This window comes from Flavobacterium succinicans, from assembly GCF_001662485.1.
GTDB classification, from domain to species: domain Bacteria; phylum Bacteroidota; class Bacteroidia; order Flavobacteriales; family Flavobacteriaceae; genus Flavobacterium; species Flavobacterium succinicans_A.
This window is the reverse complement of the sequence record NZ_JMTM01000017.1, coordinates 364,386-387,707: the sequence shown is the minus strand read 5'-3', so window position 1 is coordinate 387,707 and position 23,322 is coordinate 364,386. Positions and strand designations below refer to the sequence as shown.

Here is a 23,322-nt window from a genome sequence, read left to right as displayed (position 1 = left end):
AATTATCGTTTTTTTAACTTTAGTTTTTTTGGAAAATAATAGGTCATGCCCAATCCAAATCGCCAATAATAATCGTCCCTTACTCCATTACTGATGTAATCAATCTTATCTGAAAAGGTCATGTTGTATTCTCCGTACAATTTTATTCCAAAATTATTTGTTACTAAATATTCTAATCCGCCTCCATATTGGATTTTAGCATGAATATTTTCGTATTTTGAATTGAAACCTGTACCTGTCCCAATAAAAACATAAGGAGTCAAGGCATCATAAGGAAGCATCAAAAATTCTAGATTAGCATCTAATGTTGCATAACCCACATCAAGTTTATTCTTATTTCCAAGTTTGAACACATTTGTAGAGGCACTAATACAGAAGTTAGGGGTAAAATAAAACTTTAGTGCTCCCCTTCCCATTGGTTTAACCGTGGGATCAGTGTAATCTCCATCCATATAGGTAACTCCTCCACTAGCTTCAATTCCAAAACGTCCTCTTTTTTCGTTTCGATCTCTTCCAAACAACAAGGCATCATCTGCAGCAACTTTTTCATCATCATATTTTGCAACTAAATCATCTACAACTTTTTGAGGCGCATTAGCTTTCCAAATATCATCTTTAAGCCCTTCAATAACAAGAGATTCAACTGCTTTTTCAATTGCTTCGGTCACAGCCATATTAACGGGTTCGTTGGTAGTATATCCTGTCTCAACTTCTAATAATCTTTTGAAGTTAACATATCGAAATAAACTTTGATCTATTGCTTGAGAGAGTATCGTTTTAGAAACATAAACAGATTTCAAGATTTTGCCATTGGCTGTAGATATCATGCGAAGATATACACTCACCCTATCTTGTCTATATTTAACAGAGCCTCCAGCTCCAAAATATCGAGCTCCAAAACCTCCTGTAATGATATTTGAATCATAAGAAATTATTCCTCCTTCTAACAAAACTCCTGCATATAATAATGGTGAAATTTGTGTTTCATTAGGATTGGAATTTTTGGCATACTCTTGTCTAGTTGAACGAATCAGATTTCTTTCTTGAAGTAAATTTCCTATATTTTCTCTTTCGATAGGAACGAACCATTTGGAATCTTCGAGTGCTTTGATTAAAATAGAAGTTGCGCCTTGTGTCACAGCTGTACTAAAGGTAGTTCCATTTTCAGCGTCTTTATATTGTCCTGTTTGGTCTCTAAATTTATAAATACCTACCACAACTTGCTCCTTAGGCAGCGGTAATTTTTTTAGTGAGGAAGTCGCTGGAGTACTTTCTCCAATAATAGCTTTTTGAACCCCAGTTGGCTGATTAAAATAAGCCCCGCAACTATTCAAGACAAAGGACAAAATAAAAAGTAGGTTTATGTGTTTTTTCATATTATTTCTTTGGGATGATCACTTTAGTTTCTTCTCCAGTTTTGGTATCTAAAATACTGACGGTTAGACCTCCTTCAGAAGGATAAACGTCTACTGCCAAACTCCCAAATGTGTAAGAACCAACTGAAATTCCATCTGTTCCAAATTGCTGTGCAAAAAGTGATCTAGATACTTGACTAAGCAATTGGGAATTTAAACTTTGCGTAAATTGTTCTAATTCTGTTTTGTTTTTGTTAGAAACAGATTTATCAACATGCTTATTTTGATTTTCAGCTGAACTAAGTAACCATTGATAATTAAAAGTATCACCTCCAAAGGCAGGATTCTTAGGCTTATAAACCATATCTTGCGCAGTAAGTGAAAAACAAGTAGTAAGTAATAAAATGAGAAGTAAATTAAATTTCATAAGACAAAAAAATTAATACTGTGTGAAATATTTGCTTTGCGATTCTAACTCTTTTAAATAATAATAAGTTGCTTCTATTGATTCTTGGGCTACGGCTTCAATAAAATCATCTTCAGGTCTGGATAAAAATTCATAAATAACTTCATTATTTACGGTAATTATTATTTTAGTGTTTCTACCAAAACTAAATTCCTCACCTATTGTCACTATTTTGTTAGCATTTATTCCAATATCATTATATTTATAATAATACTTATCATAGAAATCTTTTCCTATCTTAGTTTTCGTATCATCTAATATTATTCCTTTCATTTCAAAACCATCAATAGGAATTATTAGATCCTCTTTTTTTTTTCATCACCTATAACCACTCGATCCTTGCCTATAATCTGTTTATTTTCATCATATAGAATCAGTAAAATTATAATATTATCTTCCTCACCTCTTGAAACTTGGGTAACACAAAGTTTTTGAGTTTCTCTGGGATTTAATGTAAATACTCCTTCTTGGGCATTGTTTGATTGATTTTCATTAGAAGTACTTGCATTATTTTTTATTACAGATAATTTATACGTGGCGCTTTTGGTCACAGCTGTCAAATTTTCAACCATTCCAGTTACTTTTATTGAACTTTCTATAGTTTCTAATTCAATTTTCGCCTTTATTTCATTTTGAGGAACCTGACTATATGCAATAGTTAACCCAATGAAGAAAGTCAACAGATAAATAAAACAATTATATAACTTATGCATATTTAATTTTTATTAAATATAATTACCGAAGATCCTGTCCCGGTTTGAATAATCTTCATGTCTTTAGATAATGAATTGGTACCATAATTTTGAACACTTTGATTGTCTCCATTTTGAACAATCTCCATATTAATAGCGTTATAAGTAAAAGAGCTATAATCCGTGATAAAATTATTCCTCCCTTGTTGGGCAATATTTTGTCTAACCGAATTAGCTTCTTTGCTAATCATAAGATTATTCCCAGTACCAGTTTGGTTTACAGAAACCTCAACATTTTTTGCATTTACATTTGTAAATGTTTGATTATTATTTCCAATTTGTTGAATCAAAACACTATTAATACTAGTCCCCCTAAAGTCGTTGCTAGCTTTAGTATTCATAGCAGAAATTACGTTTAATGCATTATCGGTTGAATTAAAAAGTGTAGAACTATAATTTTTAAATTGTCCACTTTTTTCATTTTCTTGACCAAATAAAATAGTGGATAATAACAGAAAGAAACAAAAGAAATTTGTTTTCATTTTTATTTATTTAAAAAAAAAGATAGTCTAATTAACATTAGACTATCTCATTTGCATTAAAGGTATTACAATCCTGTTTGAGTTACAGTTATTGAATTTCCGGCACCATTTTGATAGTTCACACTACTGTGACCATATCCAGTTTGAGAAACCCAAGAAGTGTTATTAGCTCCAATTTGAAGGCTGTTTTGTGTCAATTTTTTACCATTTTGCAAAGTCGTTGCCAAATTTGAAGTACCATATTGATAATGGTTTGAAACATTTTTATCAGCAGCTATTGTACCTCCAGGAGAAGTTTGTGTTTGATAAGATTTATTAGTTACTCCACCTTGGCTTGCATAAGCGGTATTAAAATCCCCAACTTGTGTTTGTGTAGCTTGATTGTTATTGTGTGGGTCTACAGGTACAGCTACACCATTTGCGGCAGCAATTTGACTAACAGAAAATGGAGAACCAGTTGGTTTATCATTACCAGTAGTTCCTTGATCAATAGTGGCTTTGTTATCTCTTCCTGTTTGAGTTTGCCAAGCTTTGTCATTTCCGCCTAAAGCTGTTGCAGATCCTACCACTTGATCTTGCCAAATAGTAGCACTATTCCTTGCTCCAGTTTGAGTTTGGTAAGCTTCATTGTTTTTGTTGCTTTGAGAAATAAAACCTGAATTGCTTGTACCATCTTGATTCACAACTGCCTTGTTGTCCTTAGCATTGTAAGTGTTTGGTTTAACACCTTGATAAACTTCTGATTTGTTATTAACTCCGAATTGATCTACATCAGAAGAGTTAGCCCCTCCATTTTGAGTAACAATTGATGTTTGAGTTGCCCCAGACTGAGCAACATTACTGGTATTTGCTTGTGCAAATCCAAAGACCGAAACTAGCATCGCTGAGACGCTTAAAACTACTTTTTTCATAATAAATATATTTAATTGGTTATTAATACAACTTATCATGTAGGTTTTCAAAAAAGTAATTAGGGGCATTCACTTTTTCGTTATAAGCAGGCTTTATCTTTAATAATAAATCAAGCTTTGCTTATTTGTTGAGCCAAAGATAGTATGGTTTAGAGACACATCAAAAAACTAATTTGCCGTATTTTAATTTATTAATCAACTTTTCGATAAAGTGTGTTTGTAGTCCGACTAACTGCAATTTGAAGTTAAAACTACGTAGGAAAAAATACATACAATTAGAAAGAAAATACGCAAAAAAAAAGGAACCTAAAATTAGGTTCCTCTTCAAAGTAAGTAGTAGTTGTATATTATTTAGTAAACAATAACTCTCTGTATTTAGTCAAAGTCCATAATTCATTGTCTACCAATAGCTCTAGTTTATCACAGTGATTACGAATCGCTTCAAAGTAAGGCTTCACTTTATTACAGTAAGCTTCAGCCATTTCTTGAGCATCTGTCAAGTTATTTGCAACTTTTCTTTCGTCTGTCATCAAAGCTACTTTAGAATTGATTCCTTCAATGTGACCAGAAATTTGTTTAATCAAAATAATTTGCTCTTTGGCTACTGTTTCATAATCCGAACCAAAAATATCTTTTAATCCCTTAACATTCTCTATTAAAGTATTTTGGTAACGAATAGCCGTTGGTATTACGTGATTTTTAGAAATATCACCTAATACACGTCCTTCAATTTGAATCTTCTTAGTATATTCTTCTAATTCAATTTCATAACGAGCTTCAACCTCAACATGATTCATGATGCCTAACTCAGCAAATAAATCTAATGCTTTTTTAGACGCTCTAGCTTTTAATGCTTCAGGTGTAGTTTTGAAATTACTTAGCCCTCGTTTTGCAGCTTCATTAGCCCACGCTTCGCTGTATCCGTCTCCTTCAAAAAGAATCTTTTTAGATTGCTTAATATATTCTCTTAATACATTGAAAATAGCATCATCTTTTTTCATGTCTTTTGCTTCGATCAAAGCATCAACTTCCACTTTAAAATCTCTCAATTGCTTCGCAACAATAGCATTCAAAGTAGTCATTGCATTAGAACAGTTTGCAGAAGAACCTACTGCTCTAAACTCAAACTTATTCCCAGTAAAAGCAAATGGAGAAGTTCTGTTTCTATCCGTATTATCCAAAAGTACGTCTGGAATTTTGCCAACAACGTTCAATTTTAAGTCAGTTTTTTCTTCAGGAGATAATTTTCCAGCGGTTACACCTTCTAACTCAGCTAATACTTTTGTTAATTGCTCACCAATAAATACCGAAATAATTGCTGGTGGTGCCTCATTAGCCCCTAATCTATGATCATTACTAGCAGTAGCGATAGAAGCTCTTAATAATTCTTCATAATCATTAACGGCTTTGATTGTATTTACAAAGAAAGTTAAAAATTGTAAGTTGCTCATAGGTGTTTTACTTGGACTCAACAAGTTAACCCCAGTATCTGTTGCTAATGACCAGTTGTTATGCTTCCCTGAACCATTTACGCCTTTGAATGGTTTTTCGTGTAACAAAACCGTTAAGTCATGTCTTTCTGCGACTTTACCCATCACATCCATTAACAAACAGTTATGATCTACAGCTAAGTTTGTTTCTTCAAAAATAGGTGCTAACTCAAATTGGTTTGGCGCTACCTCATTATGACGTGTTTTTACAGGAATTCCTAGTAGCATACATTCTTGTTCCAAATCTCTCATATACATTAAAGCACGAGATGGAATAGAACCAAAATAATGATCATCTAATTGTTGTCCTTTTGCAGAGGTATGACCTAATAAAGTTCTACCAGTCATCATCAAGTCAGGACGAGAATTTGCTAAAGATTTATCGATTAAGAAATATTCTTGTTCCCATCCTAGAGTAGCGGTAACTTTCTTTACGTTTTTATCAAAATATTTACATACTTCAGTAGCAGCTTCATCCATGGCTGACAAAGCTCTTAACAATGGAATTTTGTTATCTAAAGCTTCTCCTGTATAAGAAATAAAGATAGTAGGGATACATAAAGTTGTACCATAAATAAACGCTGGAGAAGTAGGATCCCATGCCGTATAACCTCTTGCTTCAAAAGTATTTCTAATTCCTCCATTTGGAAAACTTGAGGCATCTGGTTCTTGTTGCACCAATTGTGCGCCACCAAATTTTTCTACTGGATCGCTTCCATCATAAGATGTTTCAAAAAAAGCATCGTGTTTCTCAGCAGTTGTACCTGTTAAGGGCTGAAACCAGTGAGTATAATGCGTAACGCCTTTAGACAAAGCCCACTCTTTCATACCCATTGCGATATAGTCAGCAATCTTTCTATCAATTTTGGTTCCGTGCAAAACAGCTCCTTTAACTGCTTTATAAGCGTCTGAAGTCAAATATTGCTTCATGGCTTTATCATTAAACACATTTGAACCAAAAAGAGATGATTTTCTATCTGATTCTTCAAATTTAACTGGCTTTCTTGTAGATGCTTCTCTTAAAGCTTGAAAACGTAATGTAGACATAAAAGATTATTTTTATTTATTAAACCCCTATTATTTTGTGCAAATATAAAAGAATTATCAGTTTAATGAAATTTTACCTATACATTTTAAGGGGTGCAAATTAAATTTTAAACATTTCTCATTTTAACCCCCAAATAATAACAAGTTGATAATTTTAAAGCTCTTTTATTTCTTACCTTCAAGAATTAAATTCCCTGTTATTAAATCTTTAGTGACTTGCAAATAACTTTTAATCAAAAAATTTCACTAATCTAAAACCAACAACTACATTTGTAACAATTCTAATCTTATATTTATGCTTGTTTGGATTTTATTTATCACACTGATTATGGGTATTTTGGCACTAGATTTAGGTGTCTTTAATAAAAATCCTCATATAATCAATACTAAAGAAGCCAGCAAATGGACTTTAATATGGTTCACTTTATCCATGATTTTTTCGGGAGTAATCTATTGGCTTTACAATTATGGATATGTTGAAAATCCAACCGCCTTAAAACCTACTGTAGCTGCAATGAAATTCATTACAGGCTACTTAATTGAATTATCATTGAGTGTGGATAATATTTTTGTTATTGCCATTATCTTTTCTGCTTTCAAAATTCCACAGAAGTATCAACATCGAGTGCTCTTTTGGGGAATTTTAGGTGCTATCGTTTTTAGAGGATTGATGATTTTCTTTGGCGTGTTAATTATCAATAAATTTGCTTGGACCACTTATTTATTTGGAGCATTCTTGCTTTTTACTGCCATCAAGATGTTTTTTGCTGGCGAAGATGATGAATTTGAACCTAAAGAATCTTTTATTTACAAAACTCTTGGCAAAATCATGCCTTTAACTTCACATACAGACAAGGAACATTTTTTTATTAAAATCAATGACAAGAATCACGCGACTCCTCTTTTTGTAGCCTTAATAGTTATTGAAGTAATGGATGTGTTGTTTGCCGTTGATAGTGTTCCTGCCATTTTAGCCATTACCTCAGATCCCTTTTTGGTATTTAGCTCAAACATTTTTGCTATTTTAGGATTGCGTTCTATGTATTTCTTTTTAGCAAATATGTTGGCCAAATTTAGTTATCTAGAATATAGCCTTATCGCTATTTTAAGTTTTGTAGGTTTAAAAATGCTACTCCATGATTACATTGAAGTTCCTGAATGGGCTTCGCTTGGATTTATTGCCCTATCACTACTTACCGGTGTACTAGTTTCTTTAAAACTCAGCAAAGATGAAGATATAATTGAATAATAAATGCACAAAAAAAGCTGTGAGATCTAGAATTCACAGCTTTTTTTTTATTCAATTTCGAAGTACAACTATAATCTAATTTGTTGTACTTGATTTTCTTTCAAATTCAAGGCTTTCATTACTGATATGTAATTATTTGTATCCAAAGTTTTGGAGAAATAACCAGGTACAATCACAATTCTAAAAGTTTGATTATTTAGAAATTGCGGCGTCAAAGCCAAGTTATAATTTCCGCCAGCATAGATTGTAAAATCCTCTTTACTGAAATCAAAATCATAATCCAACTCCCCTTGAGATGTATACAAAGTTCTTGGAATTTGCTGCCAAACAGGTGTAGAAGCATCAATAGTTCCAATCATTCGATAAATTAGAATAACATCTGAGGAAAAAATTTTAGGATTTAAAGATCTATAAATATTATAACCATCTGTTGCATTATAATCAAAATTAACATTCTTTAACTCAAACACTTCAGCAATAGTATCTGAATCTACATTGTCTTCATTTGTACAACCTGAAAATGCTACTAATCCTATAATAGCAAATAATGTAATTATTCGTTTCATAATTATTTATTTTTTTATGTTATGTAATGCGCTGCTCAAAAATCGAACCAAAGTTTTGAAATAAACCAAATTGACTATTTTCTAGACACTATTTTATTAAAAAACAAAACATGAAATGGCAAGGCGTTTTCCCAATATTCCCAGGTATGTGCACCAGGACGCTCGGTATAGTCATGTTCTATTTTATTATATAGCAATCTGCGGTGTAATTCTCTGTTGGGTTCAATTAAAAAATCATCAACACCACAATCTAGTACTAAAGGCAATTTATTAGACTTTATGGAATCTATTAATTGTAAAACGGAGTATTTCACATACATCTCTCGATTAGCGCTTTGATCACCAAAAACAGGTTGCATTAGTTGTACTACTTGTGCCGATGATTCTCTATTAAGCATAGCACTCATATCAACAGCACCACTCATACTTCCAGCCGCACAAAACAAATCTGGATGTTTGGCAGATAAATAAAGAGCACCATGACCTCCCATAGACAAACCCGTGATAACACGAGCACGTTTATCTGCAATTGTTCTGTATGTTTTATCAACAGTACTAATGACTTCTTTGGTGATAAATGTCTCAAATTGGCTTTCCGAATTTACAGGGCTATCCAAATAAAAACTGAACGTTTCTCCTTCTGGCATTACAATAATCAGATCATATTGATCCGCAAGGTTTTTGACTAAATCTTTATTGGGCGTTCTACTTAACCAATCATTAAAATGACCGTAAGCGCCATGTAACAAATATAAAACTGGATATGCTGTTTTGCTTTTTGCATAAGAATTTGGAAGCACAACTGCGGCTTTGTATGTTTTATGCATCGCTATACTTGCTACTTGAAGTGTATCGACTTTGGCTGCAAAAAGAAATGAACTGCTAAAAAATAAACACCAATAGATTATGGATTTCAGTTTTTTCATTTTAAAAAATTTATATACTGCAATTTACAAAACTTAAAGTTTGAAACTTCGATAAAATATAACAACTTACTTTAAAATTGTTTTCAATTCGTTACGGTATTGAGAAGCACTTTTGCCTGTATAAGCTTTAAACGATTTATTAAAATGACTAAAATTATTAAAACCACTCTCAAAACACACCTCATTAATACTCATGGGTTTTTCGGCTAAAAGCTTAGATGCATGTACGATTCTGTATTCGTTTACAAAAGTGGTAAAAGTCTTATTAGTTATTTTCTTAAAATACCTACAAAAAGAAGGACTCGTCATACTCACCAAATCGGCCACTTCTTCCAATGCAATAGGCTCTTGATAATGATCTTTTACATAATTAAAGACCACATTAATTCTGTCGTTATCTTGGACTTGCAATTCTAAAGAAAAACCAACAGCATTCAAAACAAGATTTTCATTAGACACACTCATATCATGAAGTACGCTCCAAAGTGCCATCAACCTATCAAAAGGATTCATTTGATTCATCAATTCAATTTTTGCACCAATTTTTTCTTTAGTTTCACCCAAAAAAGCTATGCCTGCTTTTGCTTGTTGCAACAAATTCTTTACTGCTGCCATTTCAGGAATAGAAAAGAAATCATTCCCCAAAAAATCAGGTTTCATTTGAATCACCGTTTCAGATTCATTACCCGTCTGGGAATTGGTAAAACCACAATGAGGTAAATTACTACCAATCAATATAAGATCACCATCAGTGAAATAGGAAAGATGACTTCCTATTTGACGCTTTCCGGATCCTCCATGCACATAAACCAATTCAATTTCTGGATGATAATGCCAAAGATGTGCTTTACTGTTGGTACTTTCATCATATTTAGCTATGGTAAACGAACTACCATAAGACGGAGAAATTACTTCTAATGCAGCTTCTACTTTTTTCATTACTTCAGCATTGATTACAAACAAAACTACTAAATCACAACTCAATTTTACCTTTATTTAACATAAAACGTTTTCTTAAATGGTAAAATAACACACATATATGAAAAACATGTTGCGCTAATTCTTTTAAAATCAGCGTAATTTAGCAAAATAATTAATGACTAATAATTAAAATAAAGAGATTATGAAAATGATGAAAAAATTAGGTTTAGTAGCAGTATTTGCATTAGCAAGTTTAAATACTTATGCAGTAGATGGAGATTTTTTGCTAAACGTAAAAAAAGGAAAAGGAAACGAAATTAGTTTTGCAATGAATGGCATTGAAAAAGCCAGCATCGCTATATATGATGCAGAAAATAACTTAATTTTTTCTGAAAAAGCTTTGGGTCAGAATGGAATTGTAAAAAACTACAACTTAGATGAATTACCAATGGGAACTTACACATTAGTAGTAAAAACTGATCTTAAAGAAGTAACACACGAAATAAAAGTATCAGCCTCTGAATCTTCATTGAGCAAAAGAGCTTACTTAGAGGTTTACAAGACTTCATTTGCAAACCAAAATGTTGCTTCTAATTAAATAGTACTTCGACAATAAAAAATTCATACTTTTTAAAAGGCTGCCCAAAATTCTTTTGGACAGCCTTTTTTTTTTAAAACTTATTCAGCATTACATATTTCTTCTGTACTTTCCCCCCACCTCAAACAAAGAAGCCGTAATTTGCCCTAAAGAACAAACTTTTGTTGCTTCCATCAAATGATCGAAGATATTCTCATTGTTGATTGCTGCTTCTTGTAAGGTTTTCAAATGTTGGGCAACCAAATCAGCATTCGCTTTTTGCAAATTATCCAACATGGAGATTTGGTATTACTTTTCTTCTTCGGTAGCACGAATAACTTTTGGCATTGTCACTATTTATTTAACTACTTTCAGAAAACTACAATAGTTACATCTTAATTATTTTTTTTGAAATACTCCCTTTCGATGTAAATATTCTTAAAAAATAATTTCCTGTAGCAAAATTTTGAAACGGAATTATATTTGTACTATATCGCCCTACCAATTCACCTAAACTATTATACAATTCAATTTTTTCCAAAACCAATTCTTCAGGTATTGCGATTTCAACAATATCTCTTGTTGGATTTGGATGTGCTACGACTTCGATTGTTTTTTCATAGGAATCTGTTGATAGATTTTTTGTAATTGAAATTGACACTATCACAACATTACTATTCCTGTATCCATCATTTGCTTGATAAGTAAAACTATCCGAAGTTGTTTCAGAACCATTGTGAACATAAGTAAAAGTTCCGTTACTGTTCAAAGTCAAAGTTCCATTGCTCACACCAGATACCAAGACAGCACTAAGTGGATTGTTTTCCGCATCGGTATCGTTGGTCAAAACACTAATTGCACCTCCAACAAGAGTAGTTGCTGCACCTGCTTCAACCACTATGATTTGATCGGCAACCGCTATTGGAGCATCATTCGCTGGGCTAACTGTAATAGTAACTGTAATTGTGTTGCTATTTAAATTTCCATCATTTGCTTGATAAGTAAAACTATCCGAAGTTGTTTCAGAAGCGTTGTGAACATAAGTAAAAGTTCCGTTACTGTTCAAAGTCAAAGTTCCATTGCTTACACCAGATACCAAGACAGCACTAAGTGGATTGTTTTCTGCATCGGTATCGTTGGTCAAAACACTAATTGCACCTCCAACAAGAGTAGTTGCTGTGCCTGCTTCAACCACTATGATTTGATCGGCAACCGCTATTGGAGCATCATTCGCTGGGCTAACTGTAATAGTAACTGTAATTGTGTTGCTATTTAATTTTCCATCATTTGCTTGATAAGTAAAACTATCCGAAGTTGTTTCAGAACCATTGTGTACATAACTAAAAGTTCCGTTACTGTTCAAAGTCAAAGTACCGTTGCTTACACCTGATACCAAGACCGCAATAAGTGGATTGTTTTCTACATCGGTATCGTTGGTCAACACACTAGCTGCACCTCCAACAAGAGTAGTTGCTGTACCTGCTTCGGCTACTGTGATTTGATCGGCAACTGCTATTGGCGCGTCATTGAGTGTTATTTTCCCTTCCTCTAATGCTATACTAGCGATATTTTGATTTGAAGTGTTACTAAAAATAACGTTGGAATAAACAAAAGAATAATTCCCGGAACTGAGATTAGCATTTAAAAACACAGGGAAGTTTATTATTGATTCACTACCTGCACTTATAGATGCACTAGAGAAACTATACAACAAAATCCTATATTTATTTCCACTTAATAATGAAGCCGACACATTAAAACCTGCTGACCTCGCTGTAGTTGTGAGATTTGAGGATTGTAAAATAAAACCAGAAGGAAGTTCAACGTCAAACTGTACTGCTCTTACGGCATCATTATTCTTGAGTAGGATTGAAAAATTATTCAATTGATTTTTAATTCCCACTTGGTTTTGAATCATTATATAATTAGGAGAAAAAACAGAAGCCTGAACATTTACTATTTTTTGTAAATCGGAACCGTTATATCTAAAAGAAATTGTTTCAGAAAAAGAACCACTATTCGTTGGCTTATATTTGAGCTCCACCATTATACTTGCACCGGGTACAATCTCAATTGGCAAAGGAGTGCTTATGACCATTTGGCTAGAAGAGGTTACGATCGAATCTATAATCAGAAGCGAAGAACCTGTATTATATAAAGTCACATCAGTTGTTCTTGATTCTGTAATAGGAATGTTTCCGTAAGAGATGGAATTAGTGCTTAAACTTAGATTTGGTGCGTTAATTTGTATAGAACCATTGAATGCATCCGACACAATATTACCCAATGTGGTATTAGAAAGTATCGGATTGGAAATACTCAAATTATAAACCCCTGACGAAACCGCAGGCTTTAATTTGAATCGAAAAAATTCGCCATTGTTTCCATTGAACTCTTTGTTTGAACTTGAAAATGCGATAAACCGCAAGGTATTCCCATTTACAACAGAAGCACTAATACTATGACCATTAAACCGTGAGGATTGTATAATAGAATTGTTCACATAGGTGATATCAGCGGGAAGCAAAACATCAAATTGAAAACCATTAAAAGCTTCCATGTTATTGACATAAACTGGAATCTCAATTTCGGTATTAATAGTGCCACTGCCGTTACCAATATGAATTTCATTAACAGCATAAACTTTTGCACTTACGGCAATAGCTTGTATGTTTCTGATGGGATCTGGGTCATTATTTTGAAACCCAAGATGCAACGTAGTATTTATTTTGGTAGCCGTATTTAACCCAAATGTTAGGTTCTTGGTTTCGTTTGGACTTATGCTAACAGGATACGTATCAAGAAAAGCAAAAGGTGGAATCGAGGTATTTCCGCTAAGTACCAAAGGAAGATTGCCAGTGTTTTGAATCGAAATTTGGCGTGTTGGGGTACTCCCTATTGGAGTTTTACCAAAATCTATACTGCTGTTCAAAAGGGCGAGCATCGGGCCTTTTACTACAACATTTTGATTGCTACCTGTGATAGGAATCTCAGTCCCTAGTGCAGAGGATCCAATTACATTACTAAAACTACAATTAAAAGTACCCGCTACCGTTTTCGATTTCATTTTAAGCCGCACCAATAGACCCGAGATCGGATTTAGCACTGCGTTAGATGCCGAATAAATGATAACTCGTACTATTCCAGGCAACGGATTGCTTACGGAAAGGGAATGGTTAGGGGCCATACTAGTTAAAACATGGCCGCTCAATAATTCAATTGCAGTTGCATTGTAACTCAGGTCAAATTGCAAAGCAGCAATATGATCTTGATTTTGCAATGAAATGCTTATCTCAAAATCAGAACCAGTTCCAACTTCAACAGCTTGAAAGGAAAGCGTATTTTGAGCCAGAAATTTTAATGGTACTAAAATGATTAAGACCATTAAGAAAAAAAGTTTACATTTCATTGTTATTTTTTAACAATTATTTTTTTAACAATTCTATCTTTTAGTTCTCCATTTCTCTCCACATCCATGACCAAAATATACACATTGCTGCTAAGATTGTTCAATTCTAGATTGGCCGTGCCATAACCCACGGTATTTTTAAAATTACCTTGATTCCATACTTTTTGACCTAGTAAATCAAAAACACTGAATGAAACGGCATCCATCTTTTCTGGCAAGTAGTACTCTATATTCACTGTTCCTTTGGTTGGATTAGGAGACAGACTAGTGATGACAGAAAAATTAGTTTGCACAGGTGCATTAATATCAGGTATTGCGTTTTTATTATATAGTGCATTTAGTTTGCTACCATTTGGTGTTCCTACCACCGCTTTGCTAATATCTAAATCTCCTTCTACAGCCGCATTTTTGGTTAAAAGCTTGGTTTTTCCAGCTGGAATCGCAGTACCATTAAAACTATAGATCATAATAACTTTTTGATTGTCTTGTGTATAAGCAATCGATTCAAAACCAGAAACGGCAGCTGATTTTGTATAATCGAAATCCGCATTGAATGCAAGTTGGACACCTCCTATAGCTTTTTTTGATTCCACATATAAATCATTTCCTTCCCAATAAAACAATGCCTCACCAATAGCTTCTTTGGAGTAAAAGGTGATGTTGTTTTTGGCAGACGCTGTTTTTCCTGTTTTAGGTTTTAAAATGATATCAACCGTTCCAACAATATCTAAAACATTGATGGATTGGTCTGCATTGACATCAGCTGCTTTGAAAATAAAAGGAGTCGGGTTGTTACCCAAAATATAATCCACAGACTGCACTAAATCCATTACATTCACATCGAAATCACCATTACCATCTCCAAGCTTTGAGGTCAGTGGACTAGAAGCCACCACCTTCGAATAATCGGTTTCTTCTAAATTGGTTCTAAGAATTTTATATTGGTAGTAATAGTTTTGCCCTTCTACCACATCAAAGTCAGTATAGATTGCTGTTGGAATAAGATTTTGGTTTATCTTTATTGGATTTGTAAACGAGCCATCTGTATTAGCTTTATAACGATACATATTGTACCCCAAAACATCTTCGAGTACAGTACCCGAAGGCGCCTGCCAATCTAATACAATTTTTCCTAAACCAGGAGTAGCCCCAAAACCTGTAGAGGCAGATCCTGCACTTTGCACCAACATATTGAACCTGTAATCCTCAACAGGAATATCAAAATAATCCAAATCTCTGGCACCTTCTACTCGTATCCTATTGATTCCATCAGCAGCTCCAATTTTTACTTCGTGTGTCACGCTGTAAATTTTAGCATCAGGTGACCAGGTCCCTTTTTCTGCAATAATTTTTTGGTTGTATGGTTCTCTTACTCCATAACTTATTTGTGGCGGATAATTAGTATCCATTGCTCTGTTAAAATAGATATCAAATTGATGCGTACCTATTCCTACTGGATCCAATTGCTCATACTCATCTTGGGCATCTTTACCATTTACTAGTACTTTCCAAACTATACCGTGGTTTTCTTCGTAAGGAATTTTGGAAATACTACTTGTATTCATTAGTCCAGAATAACTTGAATAGTTCAGTACATCTCTTACCTCTCTTCTATATTTAGATTGGTCTGATGTGCCCAAATAAGCAGAAATTGGCTTTGTGGTTCTATCACAATTAATATCAAAAGAAAGTACATTATCAAATATATTTAATTCACTAAAATAGTTATAATCTTGATTAAAAAGAATTCCTGCATAATCTGGATTGTTCTTTATTATATTTAAATTACTACCTCTAACTGATAGGTTATATCCTAAACGCCAAGTCTTATTATAATAAAAATTACTTTTGGAAAAAATGGTATTATCACTATAAATTAAAAATTGGAAAAAACTTGAAGCAACTAGTAAATTGGAAGCGTTTATATTTCTTGAATTACTCCCAAAAAGAGAACTTGAAGATACACCTTTAAATGTAACAAAATATAATATTGAGGCATTTGGATTATCACTCAAAAATTCAAATCCAGACCAGAAATTTGCCTCATTTTGAAAAGTAATTACTCCTTCTCTATTGCCTAAAGCAACGATGCGAGAACTATCAAATAAAGAAATTTTTTTATTATCAGCAATTTTAATAGTCGTTCCAGGTTCAATAGTTATGGTCGCATTTTCAGAAAAAATAACATTATCGGACACCAAGTATTCCTTATTGGCATACAGAGTCATATCTTTATTTATAATCCCAAATAAAAGAATAGAATTCTTTACAGTAATCACATATTCCCTAGAAGTTAGAAACTCTTTATTTGGACCCGACCACACTTTTAAAATAAACTTGATGTTGACATTATTGGCTACATTTGGTGCAATTTGTATTTTTAATGACTTTGTCAAATCTTGCAGGCTTGCATAGGCCTTTATGGAGCCAATAGCTATTTCGGGTACTAGAATAGTGGCTTTCGATTGGTCTTCAAATTCCGCAAATTCAATCCCTATCCTTACATCTGTAGTCGGTCCCCAGTAGTTTTTAATGAGTGGAAAAACATCCACAATTTCATTCGGTTCCAAGAAGCCATTTCCGTTTTGCCCATTGCTATTGTCCTTGTTGATAGCAGACAAGACTTTCAATTCGGGTGTTGGAGTAACCTCCATAGCCGCTTTGAAATTCACAAACGAAGATGAGGTATTTATTAAATTACCAAACAACAATTCTTTACTATCGTTCGGTTTTTGTTGCAAGTATAATGCAATACCACCAGAAACCAAAGGAGCAGCCATAGAAGTACCAGTCAAAGAACGATATCCTCCATTGGGTACCGTACTCATGATCCCAGAGCCCGGAGCCTTAACTTCATAATTTAACAAATTAGGATAGCCCGAAAAGATGGGGCCATCTTGATCATAGTTTGAATATTGAGCGATGTCTTGGGTTCCCAAAACAAAAGAGTACGCCCCAGGGTAAAATGGAACTCCTGGTAAATTATCTAGGCATCGACCAGGTCCTATGCATTTTCCATCATTCCCAGCTGCACCAACCAATACACTAGTGGCATAGGCATTTTCTAAGGCATTACGTAAGGTTATCGATTCAGCAAAAGAACCAAAACTCATGTTAATGATAGTCGCACCATTAATACTAGCATATTGCACAGCTAAAGCAATGGTGCTTGCATTTCCCTCACCATTGCTTTGAAAAACTTTTAGAGGCATCAGTTTGACATTCCATGCAGCACCGGCCACTCCAAGATTGTTGCCACCTACTGCACCAGCTATTCCTGCTACGTGCGTCCCATGCATATTATCATCAAGTGGTACATTATCATTATTGATAAAATCCCAGCCTCGTATATCGTCTATAAACCCATTGCCGTCATCGTCAAATCCAGCAATACCATTCAACTCTTTGGTATTTGTCCAGATATTAGCTTCCAAATCAGGGTGGTTGTAATCTACTCCTGTGTCCAAAATGGCAATAGTTTGGGAACCATTACCTGTACCATAGGTATCCCAAACTTCGTTAAGGTGTGTTGCTGCAATGTTAGATTGTTGGCTAAACAAAGGGTCGTTTGGAGTAACAAGTGTAGTTGTTGCTTTTGTATTTTTTAAATCGGCTTCCGTGTAGATTTTCGAATCAACTGTAAAGTCATTTACACTATAGTTATAATCAGGTTCGGCATACTCTACATTTGGATTTGCTTTAAGATTTTCCGCAAGCGCTAAAACATTCTCTTGTTTATCTTTTAAATCGAGTACAAAAGTGTTTTTCAAAGAATGTACTTCCTTTAATCTACTGTCTTTAAAACCAGCTTGTTTTCGCATCGCGCTTTTTTCAACAGACTGCTGCGAAAACATCACTGTTGATGTCGCCACTTTGTTTTCAATCCCTAGCAGTTTACCAATGTTTTCGCTAGTTGTACCCACACCTTTGCTCGTATAGGAAATTTTCGCATTAACATTGTCTTTTAATTTAACGATGATCTTTCCCGGAGTAAAATTCATCATATCCTGACGTGGATCATGTTTTTGTGACCAGATACACTGAGAAACCAAAAACATTAGCAATAAAGTTTTTTTCATAATAAAAGATAATTCAAAAAAAATACACAACACCTTGACCAACAAAACATTAAAAGTTGTATTTTTTTTAGTAATTTGTAATTAAATTTATGTTAAAATTTGACAATAAAGCAAATATAATTAATTATTTTAATTATTTTAATTATAACACACATACTTCATCAAACATCATATTTTAGTCCACTTATCTTAACGACATATACCACTTATTCCCAAAAAAATCACAACCAATTTTAGACATTATTATAATGACGCGTAGTTTAAATACAAAACACAACTAAATTAAATTTTAATAAAAAACAATGATTCAATAAGGTATTGACTAGAATTACAATTTATTTTCACACATTAAAAACAGAATCTCTTCCAAAAAGAGCATGTATCCTAGTATTAGATTTTAAATTCTATTTAAAATACAAAAAGAAAGGCTGTCAGTATTGACAGCCTTTCTTTTTGTATTTTAATAAATTTAGGATTACATATTCCTCCTATACTGCCCACCCACCTCAAACAAAGAAGCCGTAATTTGTCCTAAAGAACAAACCTTTGTCGCTTCCATCAAATGATCGAAGATGTTTTCATTCTTAATGGCTGCCTCTTGTAAGGTTTTCAAATGTTGTGCAACCAAATCAGCATTTGCTTTTTGCAAGTTATTCAACATGGTGATTTGGTATTGCTTTTCTTCTTCGGTAGCACGAATCACTTCCGCTGGAATTACCGTTGGAGATCCTTTAGAACTCAAGAAAGTGTTTACTCCAATAATTGGGAACTCACCAGTATGCTTTAGTGTTTCGTAATACAAACTTTCTTCTTGAATTTTAGAACGTTGGTACATTGTCTCCATAGCTCCAAGCACTCCACCACGCTCTGTAATTCTGTCAAACTCTTGTAAAACGGCTGCTTCCACCAAATCGGTCAATTCTTCGATGATAAAAGCCCCTTGAATTGGGTTTTCATTTTTAGCCAAACCTAATTCTTTATTAATAATCAACTGAATAGCCATAGCTCTACGCACCGATTCTTCAGTTGGCGTTGTAATCGCTTCGTCATACGCGTTGGTGTGTAAGGAATTACAGTTGTCATAAATCGCATACAAAGCCTGCAAAGTCGTACGAATATCATTGAAATCAATTTCCTGAGCATGCAAAGAACGTCCTGAGGTTTGAATATGATATTTTAACATCTGAGCTCTTTCGTTGGCTCCATATTTATTTTTCAAAGCTTTCGCCCAAATTCTTCTGGCAACGCGTCCGATAACTGCATATTCTGGATCTACACCATTCGAGAAAAAGAACGATAAATTCGGTCCAAAATCATTAATATTCATTCCTCTACTCAAGTAATACTCAACATAAGTAAAGCCATTGGCCAAAGTAAAAGCCAATTGCGTAATAGGATTAGCTCCTGCCTCTGCAATATGATAACCAGATATTGAAACTGAGTAGAAATTTCTAACATTTTTAGAAATAAAATATTCCTGAACGTCGCCCATTAGTCGTAACGCAAACTCCGTAGAGAAAATACAAGTGTTTTGTGCTTGATCTTCTTTTAAAATATCCGCTTGAACGGTACCACGAACTTGCGCTAATGTTTTGGCTTTTATTTCATTATAAATTTCCAATGGCAACACTTGATCCCCTGTTACTCCCAAAAGCAGTAATCCCAAACCATTATTCCCCTCTGGTAAATCACCTTGATATTTTGGACGCTCTACTCCTTTTTCTTGGTAAATCACTTTAATTTTAGCTTCGACTTCTTCCACCAAATCATTCTGCTTGATATACATCTCACATTGTTGATCGATAGCCGCATTCATAAAGAATCCAAGCAACATAGGCGCTGGTCCATTGATAGTCATACTCACCGAAGTCATAGCGTGCACTAAATCAAAACCGGAATACAGTTTTTTAGCATCATCCAAGCAACAAATAGAAACTCCTGCATTTCCGATTTTACCATAAATATCAGGACGAATGTGTGGATCGTTTCCGTACAAAGTCACACTATCAAAAGCTGTTGAAAGTCTTTTGGCTGGTAAACCTGCACTTACATAATGAAAACGTTTGTTAGTTCGCTCTGGACCACCTTCACCTGCAAACATTCTAGAAGGATCTTCTCCTTCGCGTTTGAAAGGATACAATCCTGCAGTAAATGGAAATTCTCCTGGAACATTTTCTTGCAAACACCAACGCAAAATATCACCCCAAGCTTTATACTTTGGCAAAGCAACTTTGGGTATTTGTGAATGCGACAAACTTTCGGTATGCGTCGCCATTTTGATTTCACGATCTCTAACTTTAAAAGTATAAACTGGATCCTTGTATTTATTCACTTTATCATCCCAAGTCAGAATCATTTCCCAATTGTAAGGATCTAAATCCATTTTTACTTTGTCGAATTGATTCAAAAGTAAATTCAAAAAGATACGGTTTTCATCATGCGACGCTGTAACAGATGGCAATACAGACGCGTCATCAATTCCAGCTTTATTGAGTTCTGGCTTCTTATTAGAAACTGTTTCGATTGTTTTATAAATTCCGTATAACTTTTGAGCCACTTGCTCTTGACTTAAAGCCGTTTCATCATATTTACGGTTGTTCTCCGCTATTTCAGATAAATAACGGGTACGATGTGGTGGAATGACAAAAATTTTCTCGCTCATTTCACGAGTAATCTCGAAAGTCGATTTTAAGTCCGAACTCGTTTTCTCTACAATTTTATCCATAATCGATTTGTAGAGCGTGTTCATTCCTGGATCGTTAAACTGAGAAGCAATCGTTCCAAAAACCGGCATTTCATCTGGATTTACATCCCATAAATTATGATTGCGTTGGTATTGTTTTTTCACATCTCTAAGCGCATCCAAAGCACCACGCTTATCGAATTTATTCAAGGCTACTAAATCGGCAAAATCAAGCATGTCAATTTTTTCCAATTGCGTAGCTGCACCGAATTCAGGTGTCATTACATATAATGAAACATCTGAATGGTCCATAATTTCAGTATCCGATTGCCCTATTCCTGAAGTTTCTAAAATAATAATATCATATTTTGCCGCCTTAAGTACCTGAATCGCTTCGGCAACATATTTAGATAAAGCCAAATTAGATTGACGTGTTGCCAACGAACGCATATAAACTCTAGGATTATTGATTGCATTCATACGAATTCTATCGCCTAACAAGGCGCCACCTGTTTTACGTTTTGATGGATCTACAGAGATTAATCCGATTGTTTTTTCGGGGAAATCAATTAAAAAACGTCTTACCAATTCATCCACCAAAGAGGATTTTCCTGCACCACCAGTTCCTGTAATTCCTAGAACAGGAATTTTAGAAGTTTCATTTTTAGTATGAATTGTATCAAAAACTGGTTTTGCAATTTCAGGAAAATTCTCAGCCGCCGAAATTAATCTCGCAATAGCAGTTGGTGTTTTATCTTCAATTAATTCTAATTCATTAGACAATTGATCACCAATAGCAAAATCAGAATGTTCGACCAAATCATTAATCATTCCTTGTAATCCCATTGCGCGACCATCATCTGGAGAATAAATTCTGGTGATACCGTACTGATGTAATTCTTCAATTTCTGAAGGCAAAATAACGCCTCCGCCTCCTCCAAAAATCTTGATATGTCCTGCTCCTTTTTCTTGAAGCAAATCGTACATGTATTTAAAATATTCGTTATGTCCCCCTTGATAAGAAGTCATTGCAATAGCATTGGCATCTTCTTGAATGGCAGTATTTACTACTTCTTCTACACTTCGATCATGCCCCAAATGAATTACCTCCACTCCAGTTGATTGAATAATACGGCGCATAATATTTATGGCGGCATCATGACCATCAAAGAGAGAGGCTGCGGTAACAATTCTTACTTTATTAACAGGAATATAAGGTTTTTGTGGTTCCATTTTATGAATATGATAATTAATAGCGCCAAATTACACATTTTTTAAAATAAAAATTAGCATTTTATTGAATTACTATAAAACAACTAAATGCTGCTATTTCTTAAAAAAAATAAGTTAGATTTGGTAAAAAAGGATAACTAATCGCAATAGAATCAAAAGAAAACGTTTTCTTTTGATTCTAAAACAAACAAGATTTTGTCCTCAAATAAACAAAAAAATAGTCATTCAGTACGTTTAATGATAAAAACATTTTAAAACCTAGTAATAAAGCACGATTAAAAGAAAAAATGCAAAAAATTACCATCCTCATTCATTGTAAAGATCAAAAGTCAATTATAGCCTCAGTTACCAACTATATCGCCTCGATAGAAGGAAACATTATTTATTTGGACCAACACGTTGATGCCGATGAAAATGTTTTTTTTATGCGATTGGAATGCGAATTAGAATCTGAAAAATGGCCTATCGAAGCCATAAAAGCTGATTTTGAAACCAATCTAGCTCTTCCATTTGATATGGATTGGAAAATTTATCCGCAACAGCAAAAACCGAGAATGGCTTTGTTTGTTTCTAAATATGATCATTGTCTATACGATATTTTGGGACGTTATAGCGCTGGTGAATTACCACTTGAAATCCCTGTTATCATTAGCAATCATGAAGATTTAAAAAAAGTAGCAGAACAATTTGCAATTCCTTTTTATTGCGTTCCTTTTACCAAAGAAATCAAAGAAATTGGCGAAAAAGAACAATTGGAATTACTAGACCAATACAACATCGACTTCATTGTATTAGCGCGCTACATGCAAATCATTACCCCAAAACTGATAGAAAAGTACCAAAACAACATTATCAATATCCATCATTCTTTCTTACCAGCTTTTCCTGGGGCAAAACCTTATCATTCTGCTTTTAAACGCGGTGTAAAAATCATTGGCGCTACTAGTCATTATGTAACCGAAGGTTTGGACGAAGGCCCAATCATCGAACAAGATATTGCTCGTGTAACCCACAGTCACTCTATAGAAGATTTTATTATGAAAGGACGCGATTTAGAACGAATGGTTTTGGCAAGAGCCATTAAATTGCATGCAGAACGAAAAACTATGGTGTATAACAATAAAACCGTAGTATTTTTGTAGTATTTTTGTAGTCTTTTCAATTAAAAAAAAAACC

Annotated in this window: 16 protein-coding genes and 1 pseudogene; 3 read left to right on the top strand and 14 right to left on the bottom strand. The window is 34.0% G+C overall.

From position 1 onward, the window contains the following. Positions 1-2: 2 nt before the first annotated feature. From FLB_RS03880 to FLB_RS03850, 7 genes are all read right to left on the bottom strand, one after another. A complete protein-coding gene (locus FLB_RS03880) occupies positions 3-1,376 on the bottom strand; it encodes a CsgG/HfaB family protein (RefSeq protein WP_064714640.1) in 1,374 nt (457 codons plus the stop codon). Between the two features lies 1 nt (position 1,377). Continuing rightward, a complete protein-coding gene (locus FLB_RS03875; RefSeq protein WP_064714639.1) occupies positions 1,378-1,782 on the bottom strand; it encodes a curli production assembly/transport component CsgF in 405 nt (134 codons plus the stop codon). A 12-nt stretch (positions 1,783-1,794) separates the two neighbouring features. Beyond that, positions 1,795-2,094, bottom strand: a complete 300-nt coding sequence (locus tag FLB_RS03870) for a CsgE family curli-type amyloid fiber assembly protein (RefSeq protein ID WP_064714638.1) — start codon at positions 2,092-2,094, stop codon at positions 1,795-1,797. 23 nt (positions 2,095-2,117) lie between these two features. Beyond that, positions 2,118-2,534: a hypothetical protein gene (locus tag FLB_RS03865; RefSeq protein ID WP_064714637.1), complete on the bottom strand. Its 417-nt coding sequence runs from the start codon at positions 2,532-2,534 to the stop codon at positions 2,118-2,120. Positions 2,535-2,536: 2 nt separating this feature from the next. Continuing rightward, the gene (locus FLB_RS03860) at positions 2,537-3,055 is read right to left on the bottom strand and encodes a hypothetical protein (RefSeq protein WP_064714636.1); all 519 of its coding nucleotides are present in this window, start codon (positions 3,053-3,055) and stop codon (positions 2,537-2,539) included. A gap of 65 nt (positions 3,056-3,120) precedes the next feature. Further along, positions 3,121-3,966: a hypothetical protein gene (locus FLB_RS03855; RefSeq protein ID WP_064714635.1), complete on the bottom strand. Its 846-nt coding sequence runs from the start codon at positions 3,964-3,966 to the stop codon at positions 3,121-3,123. 347 nt (positions 3,967-4,313) lie between these two features. Then, positions 4,314-6,503, bottom strand: coding sequence for a glutamine synthetase III (locus FLB_RS03850; RefSeq protein WP_064714634.1), 2,190 nt, complete (start codon positions 6,501-6,503; stop codon positions 4,314-4,316). A 295-nt stretch (positions 6,504-6,798) separates the two neighbouring features. Here FLB_RS03850 and FLB_RS03845 point away from each other — a divergent pair, with 295 nt between their 5' ends. Next, on the top strand, positions 6,799-7,752 hold the full coding sequence (locus tag FLB_RS03845) for a TerC family protein (protein WP_064714633.1): 954 nt from the start codon (positions 6,799-6,801) through the stop codon (positions 7,750-7,752). Between the two features lie 68 nt (positions 7,753-7,820). On the opposite strand, the gene FLB_RS03840 is transcribed toward FLB_RS03845, so the two are convergent. From FLB_RS03840 to FLB_RS03830, 3 genes are all read right to left on the bottom strand, one after another. Next, positions 7,821-8,318, bottom strand: coding sequence for a hypothetical protein (locus FLB_RS03840; protein WP_064714632.1), 498 nt, complete (start codon positions 8,316-8,318; stop codon positions 7,821-7,823). Positions 8,319-8,392: 74 nt separating this feature from the next. Then, positions 8,393-9,244, bottom strand: a complete 852-nt coding sequence (locus FLB_RS03835) for an alpha/beta hydrolase (protein WP_064714631.1) — start codon at positions 9,242-9,244, stop codon at positions 8,393-8,395. 66 nt (positions 9,245-9,310) lie between these two features. Further along, entirely contained in the window at positions 9,311-10,183 is an 873-nt protein-coding gene (locus FLB_RS03830) for an AraC family transcriptional regulator (protein ID WP_064714872.1), read from the bottom strand. 184 nt (positions 10,184-10,367) lie between these two features. Here FLB_RS03830 and FLB_RS03825 point away from each other — a divergent pair, with 184 nt between their 5' ends. Beyond that, complete coding sequence (locus FLB_RS03825) at positions 10,368-10,763, top strand: FimB/Mfa2 family fimbrial subunit (protein WP_064714630.1); 396 nt, start codon at positions 10,368-10,370, stop codon at positions 10,761-10,763. 90 nt (positions 10,764-10,853) lie between these two features. Here the strand turns inward: FLB_RS03825 and FLB_RS03820 are convergent. From FLB_RS03820 to FLB_RS03805, 4 genes and pseudogenes are all read right to left on the bottom strand, one after another. Continuing rightward, positions 10,854-11,084: pseudogene (locus tag FLB_RS03820) on the bottom strand (hypothetical protein); the annotation flags it as partial. A 46-nt stretch (positions 11,085-11,130) separates the two neighbouring features. Then, positions 11,131-14,151: an Ig-like domain-containing protein gene (locus FLB_RS03815; RefSeq protein ID WP_082923201.1), complete on the bottom strand. Its 3,021-nt coding sequence runs from the start codon at positions 14,149-14,151 to the stop codon at positions 11,131-11,133. Between the two features lie 2 nt (positions 14,152-14,153). Beyond that, complete coding sequence (locus FLB_RS03810) at positions 14,154-18,230, bottom strand: S8 family serine peptidase (RefSeq protein ID WP_064714627.1); 4,077 nt, start codon at positions 18,228-18,230, stop codon at positions 14,154-14,156. 475 nt (positions 18,231-18,705) lie between these two features. After that, positions 18,706-22,146: a methylmalonyl-CoA mutase family protein gene (locus FLB_RS03805; RefSeq protein WP_064714626.1), complete on the bottom strand. Its 3,441-nt coding sequence runs from the start codon at positions 22,144-22,146 to the stop codon at positions 18,706-18,708. Between the two features lie 287 nt (positions 22,147-22,433). Here FLB_RS03805 and purU point away from each other — a divergent pair, with 287 nt between their 5' ends. Continuing rightward, positions 22,434-23,288, top strand: coding sequence for a formyltetrahydrofolate deformylase (gene purU, locus FLB_RS03800; protein WP_064714625.1), 855 nt, complete (start codon positions 22,434-22,436; stop codon positions 23,286-23,288). Positions 23,289-23,322 lie beyond the last annotated feature (34 nt).

What these genes read in the sequence shown, in the direction of transcription:
- FLB_RS03880 (WP_064714640.1), bottom strand. Translation starts at nt 1,376, where the DNA reads ATGAAAAAACACATAAACCTACTTTTTATTTTGTCCTTTGTCTTGAAT.
- FLB_RS03875 (WP_064714639.1), bottom strand. Translation starts at nt 1,782, where the DNA reads ATGAAATTTAATTTACTTCTCATTTTATTACTTACTACTTGTTTTTCA.
- FLB_RS03870 (WP_064714638.1), bottom strand. Translation starts at nt 2,094, where the DNA reads ATGAAAGGAATAATATTAGATGATACGAAAACTAAGATAGGAAAAGAT.
- FLB_RS03865 (WP_064714637.1), bottom strand. Translation starts at nt 2,534, where the DNA reads ATGCATAAGTTATATAATTGTTTTATTTATCTGTTGACTTTCTTCATT.
- FLB_RS03860 (WP_064714636.1), bottom strand. Translation starts at nt 3,055, where the DNA reads ATGAAAACAAATTTCTTTTGTTTCTTTCTGTTATTATCCACTATTTTA.
- FLB_RS03855 (WP_064714635.1), bottom strand. Translation starts at nt 3,966, where the DNA reads ATGAAAAAAGTAGTTTTAAGCGTCTCAGCGATGCTAGTTTCGGTCTTT.
- FLB_RS03850 (WP_064714634.1), bottom strand. Translation starts at nt 6,503, where the DNA reads ATGTCTACATTACGTTTTCAAGCTTTAAGAGAAGCATCTACAAGAAAG.
- FLB_RS03845 (WP_064714633.1), top strand. Translation starts at nt 6,799, where the DNA reads ATGCTTGTTTGGATTTTATTTATCACACTGATTATGGGTATTTTGGCA.
- FLB_RS03840 (WP_064714632.1), bottom strand. Translation starts at nt 8,318, where the DNA reads ATGAAACGAATAATTACATTATTTGCTATTATAGGATTAGTAGCATTT.
- FLB_RS03835 (WP_064714631.1), bottom strand. Translation starts at nt 9,244, where the DNA reads ATGAAAAAACTGAAATCCATAATCTATTGGTGTTTATTTTTTAGCAGT.
- FLB_RS03830 (WP_064714872.1), bottom strand. Translation starts at nt 10,183, where the DNA reads ATGAAAAAAGTAGAAGCTGCATTAGAAGTAATTTCTCCGTCTTATGGT.
- FLB_RS03825 (WP_064714630.1), top strand. Translation starts at nt 10,368, where the DNA reads ATGAAAATGATGAAAAAATTAGGTTTAGTAGCAGTATTTGCATTAGCA.
- FLB_RS03815 (WP_082923201.1), bottom strand. Translation starts at nt 14,151, where the DNA reads ATGAAATGTAAACTTTTTTTCTTAATGGTCTTAATCATTTTAGTACCA.
- FLB_RS03810 (WP_064714627.1), bottom strand. Translation starts at nt 18,230, where the DNA reads ATGAAAAAAACTTTATTGCTAATGTTTTTGGTTTCTCAGTGTATCTGG.
- FLB_RS03805 (WP_064714626.1), bottom strand. Translation starts at nt 22,146, where the DNA reads ATGGAACCACAAAAACCTTATATTCCTGTTAATAAAGTAAGAATTGTT.
- purU (WP_064714625.1), top strand. Translation starts at nt 22,434, where the DNA reads ATGCAAAAAATTACCATCCTCATTCATTGTAAAGATCAAAAGTCAATT.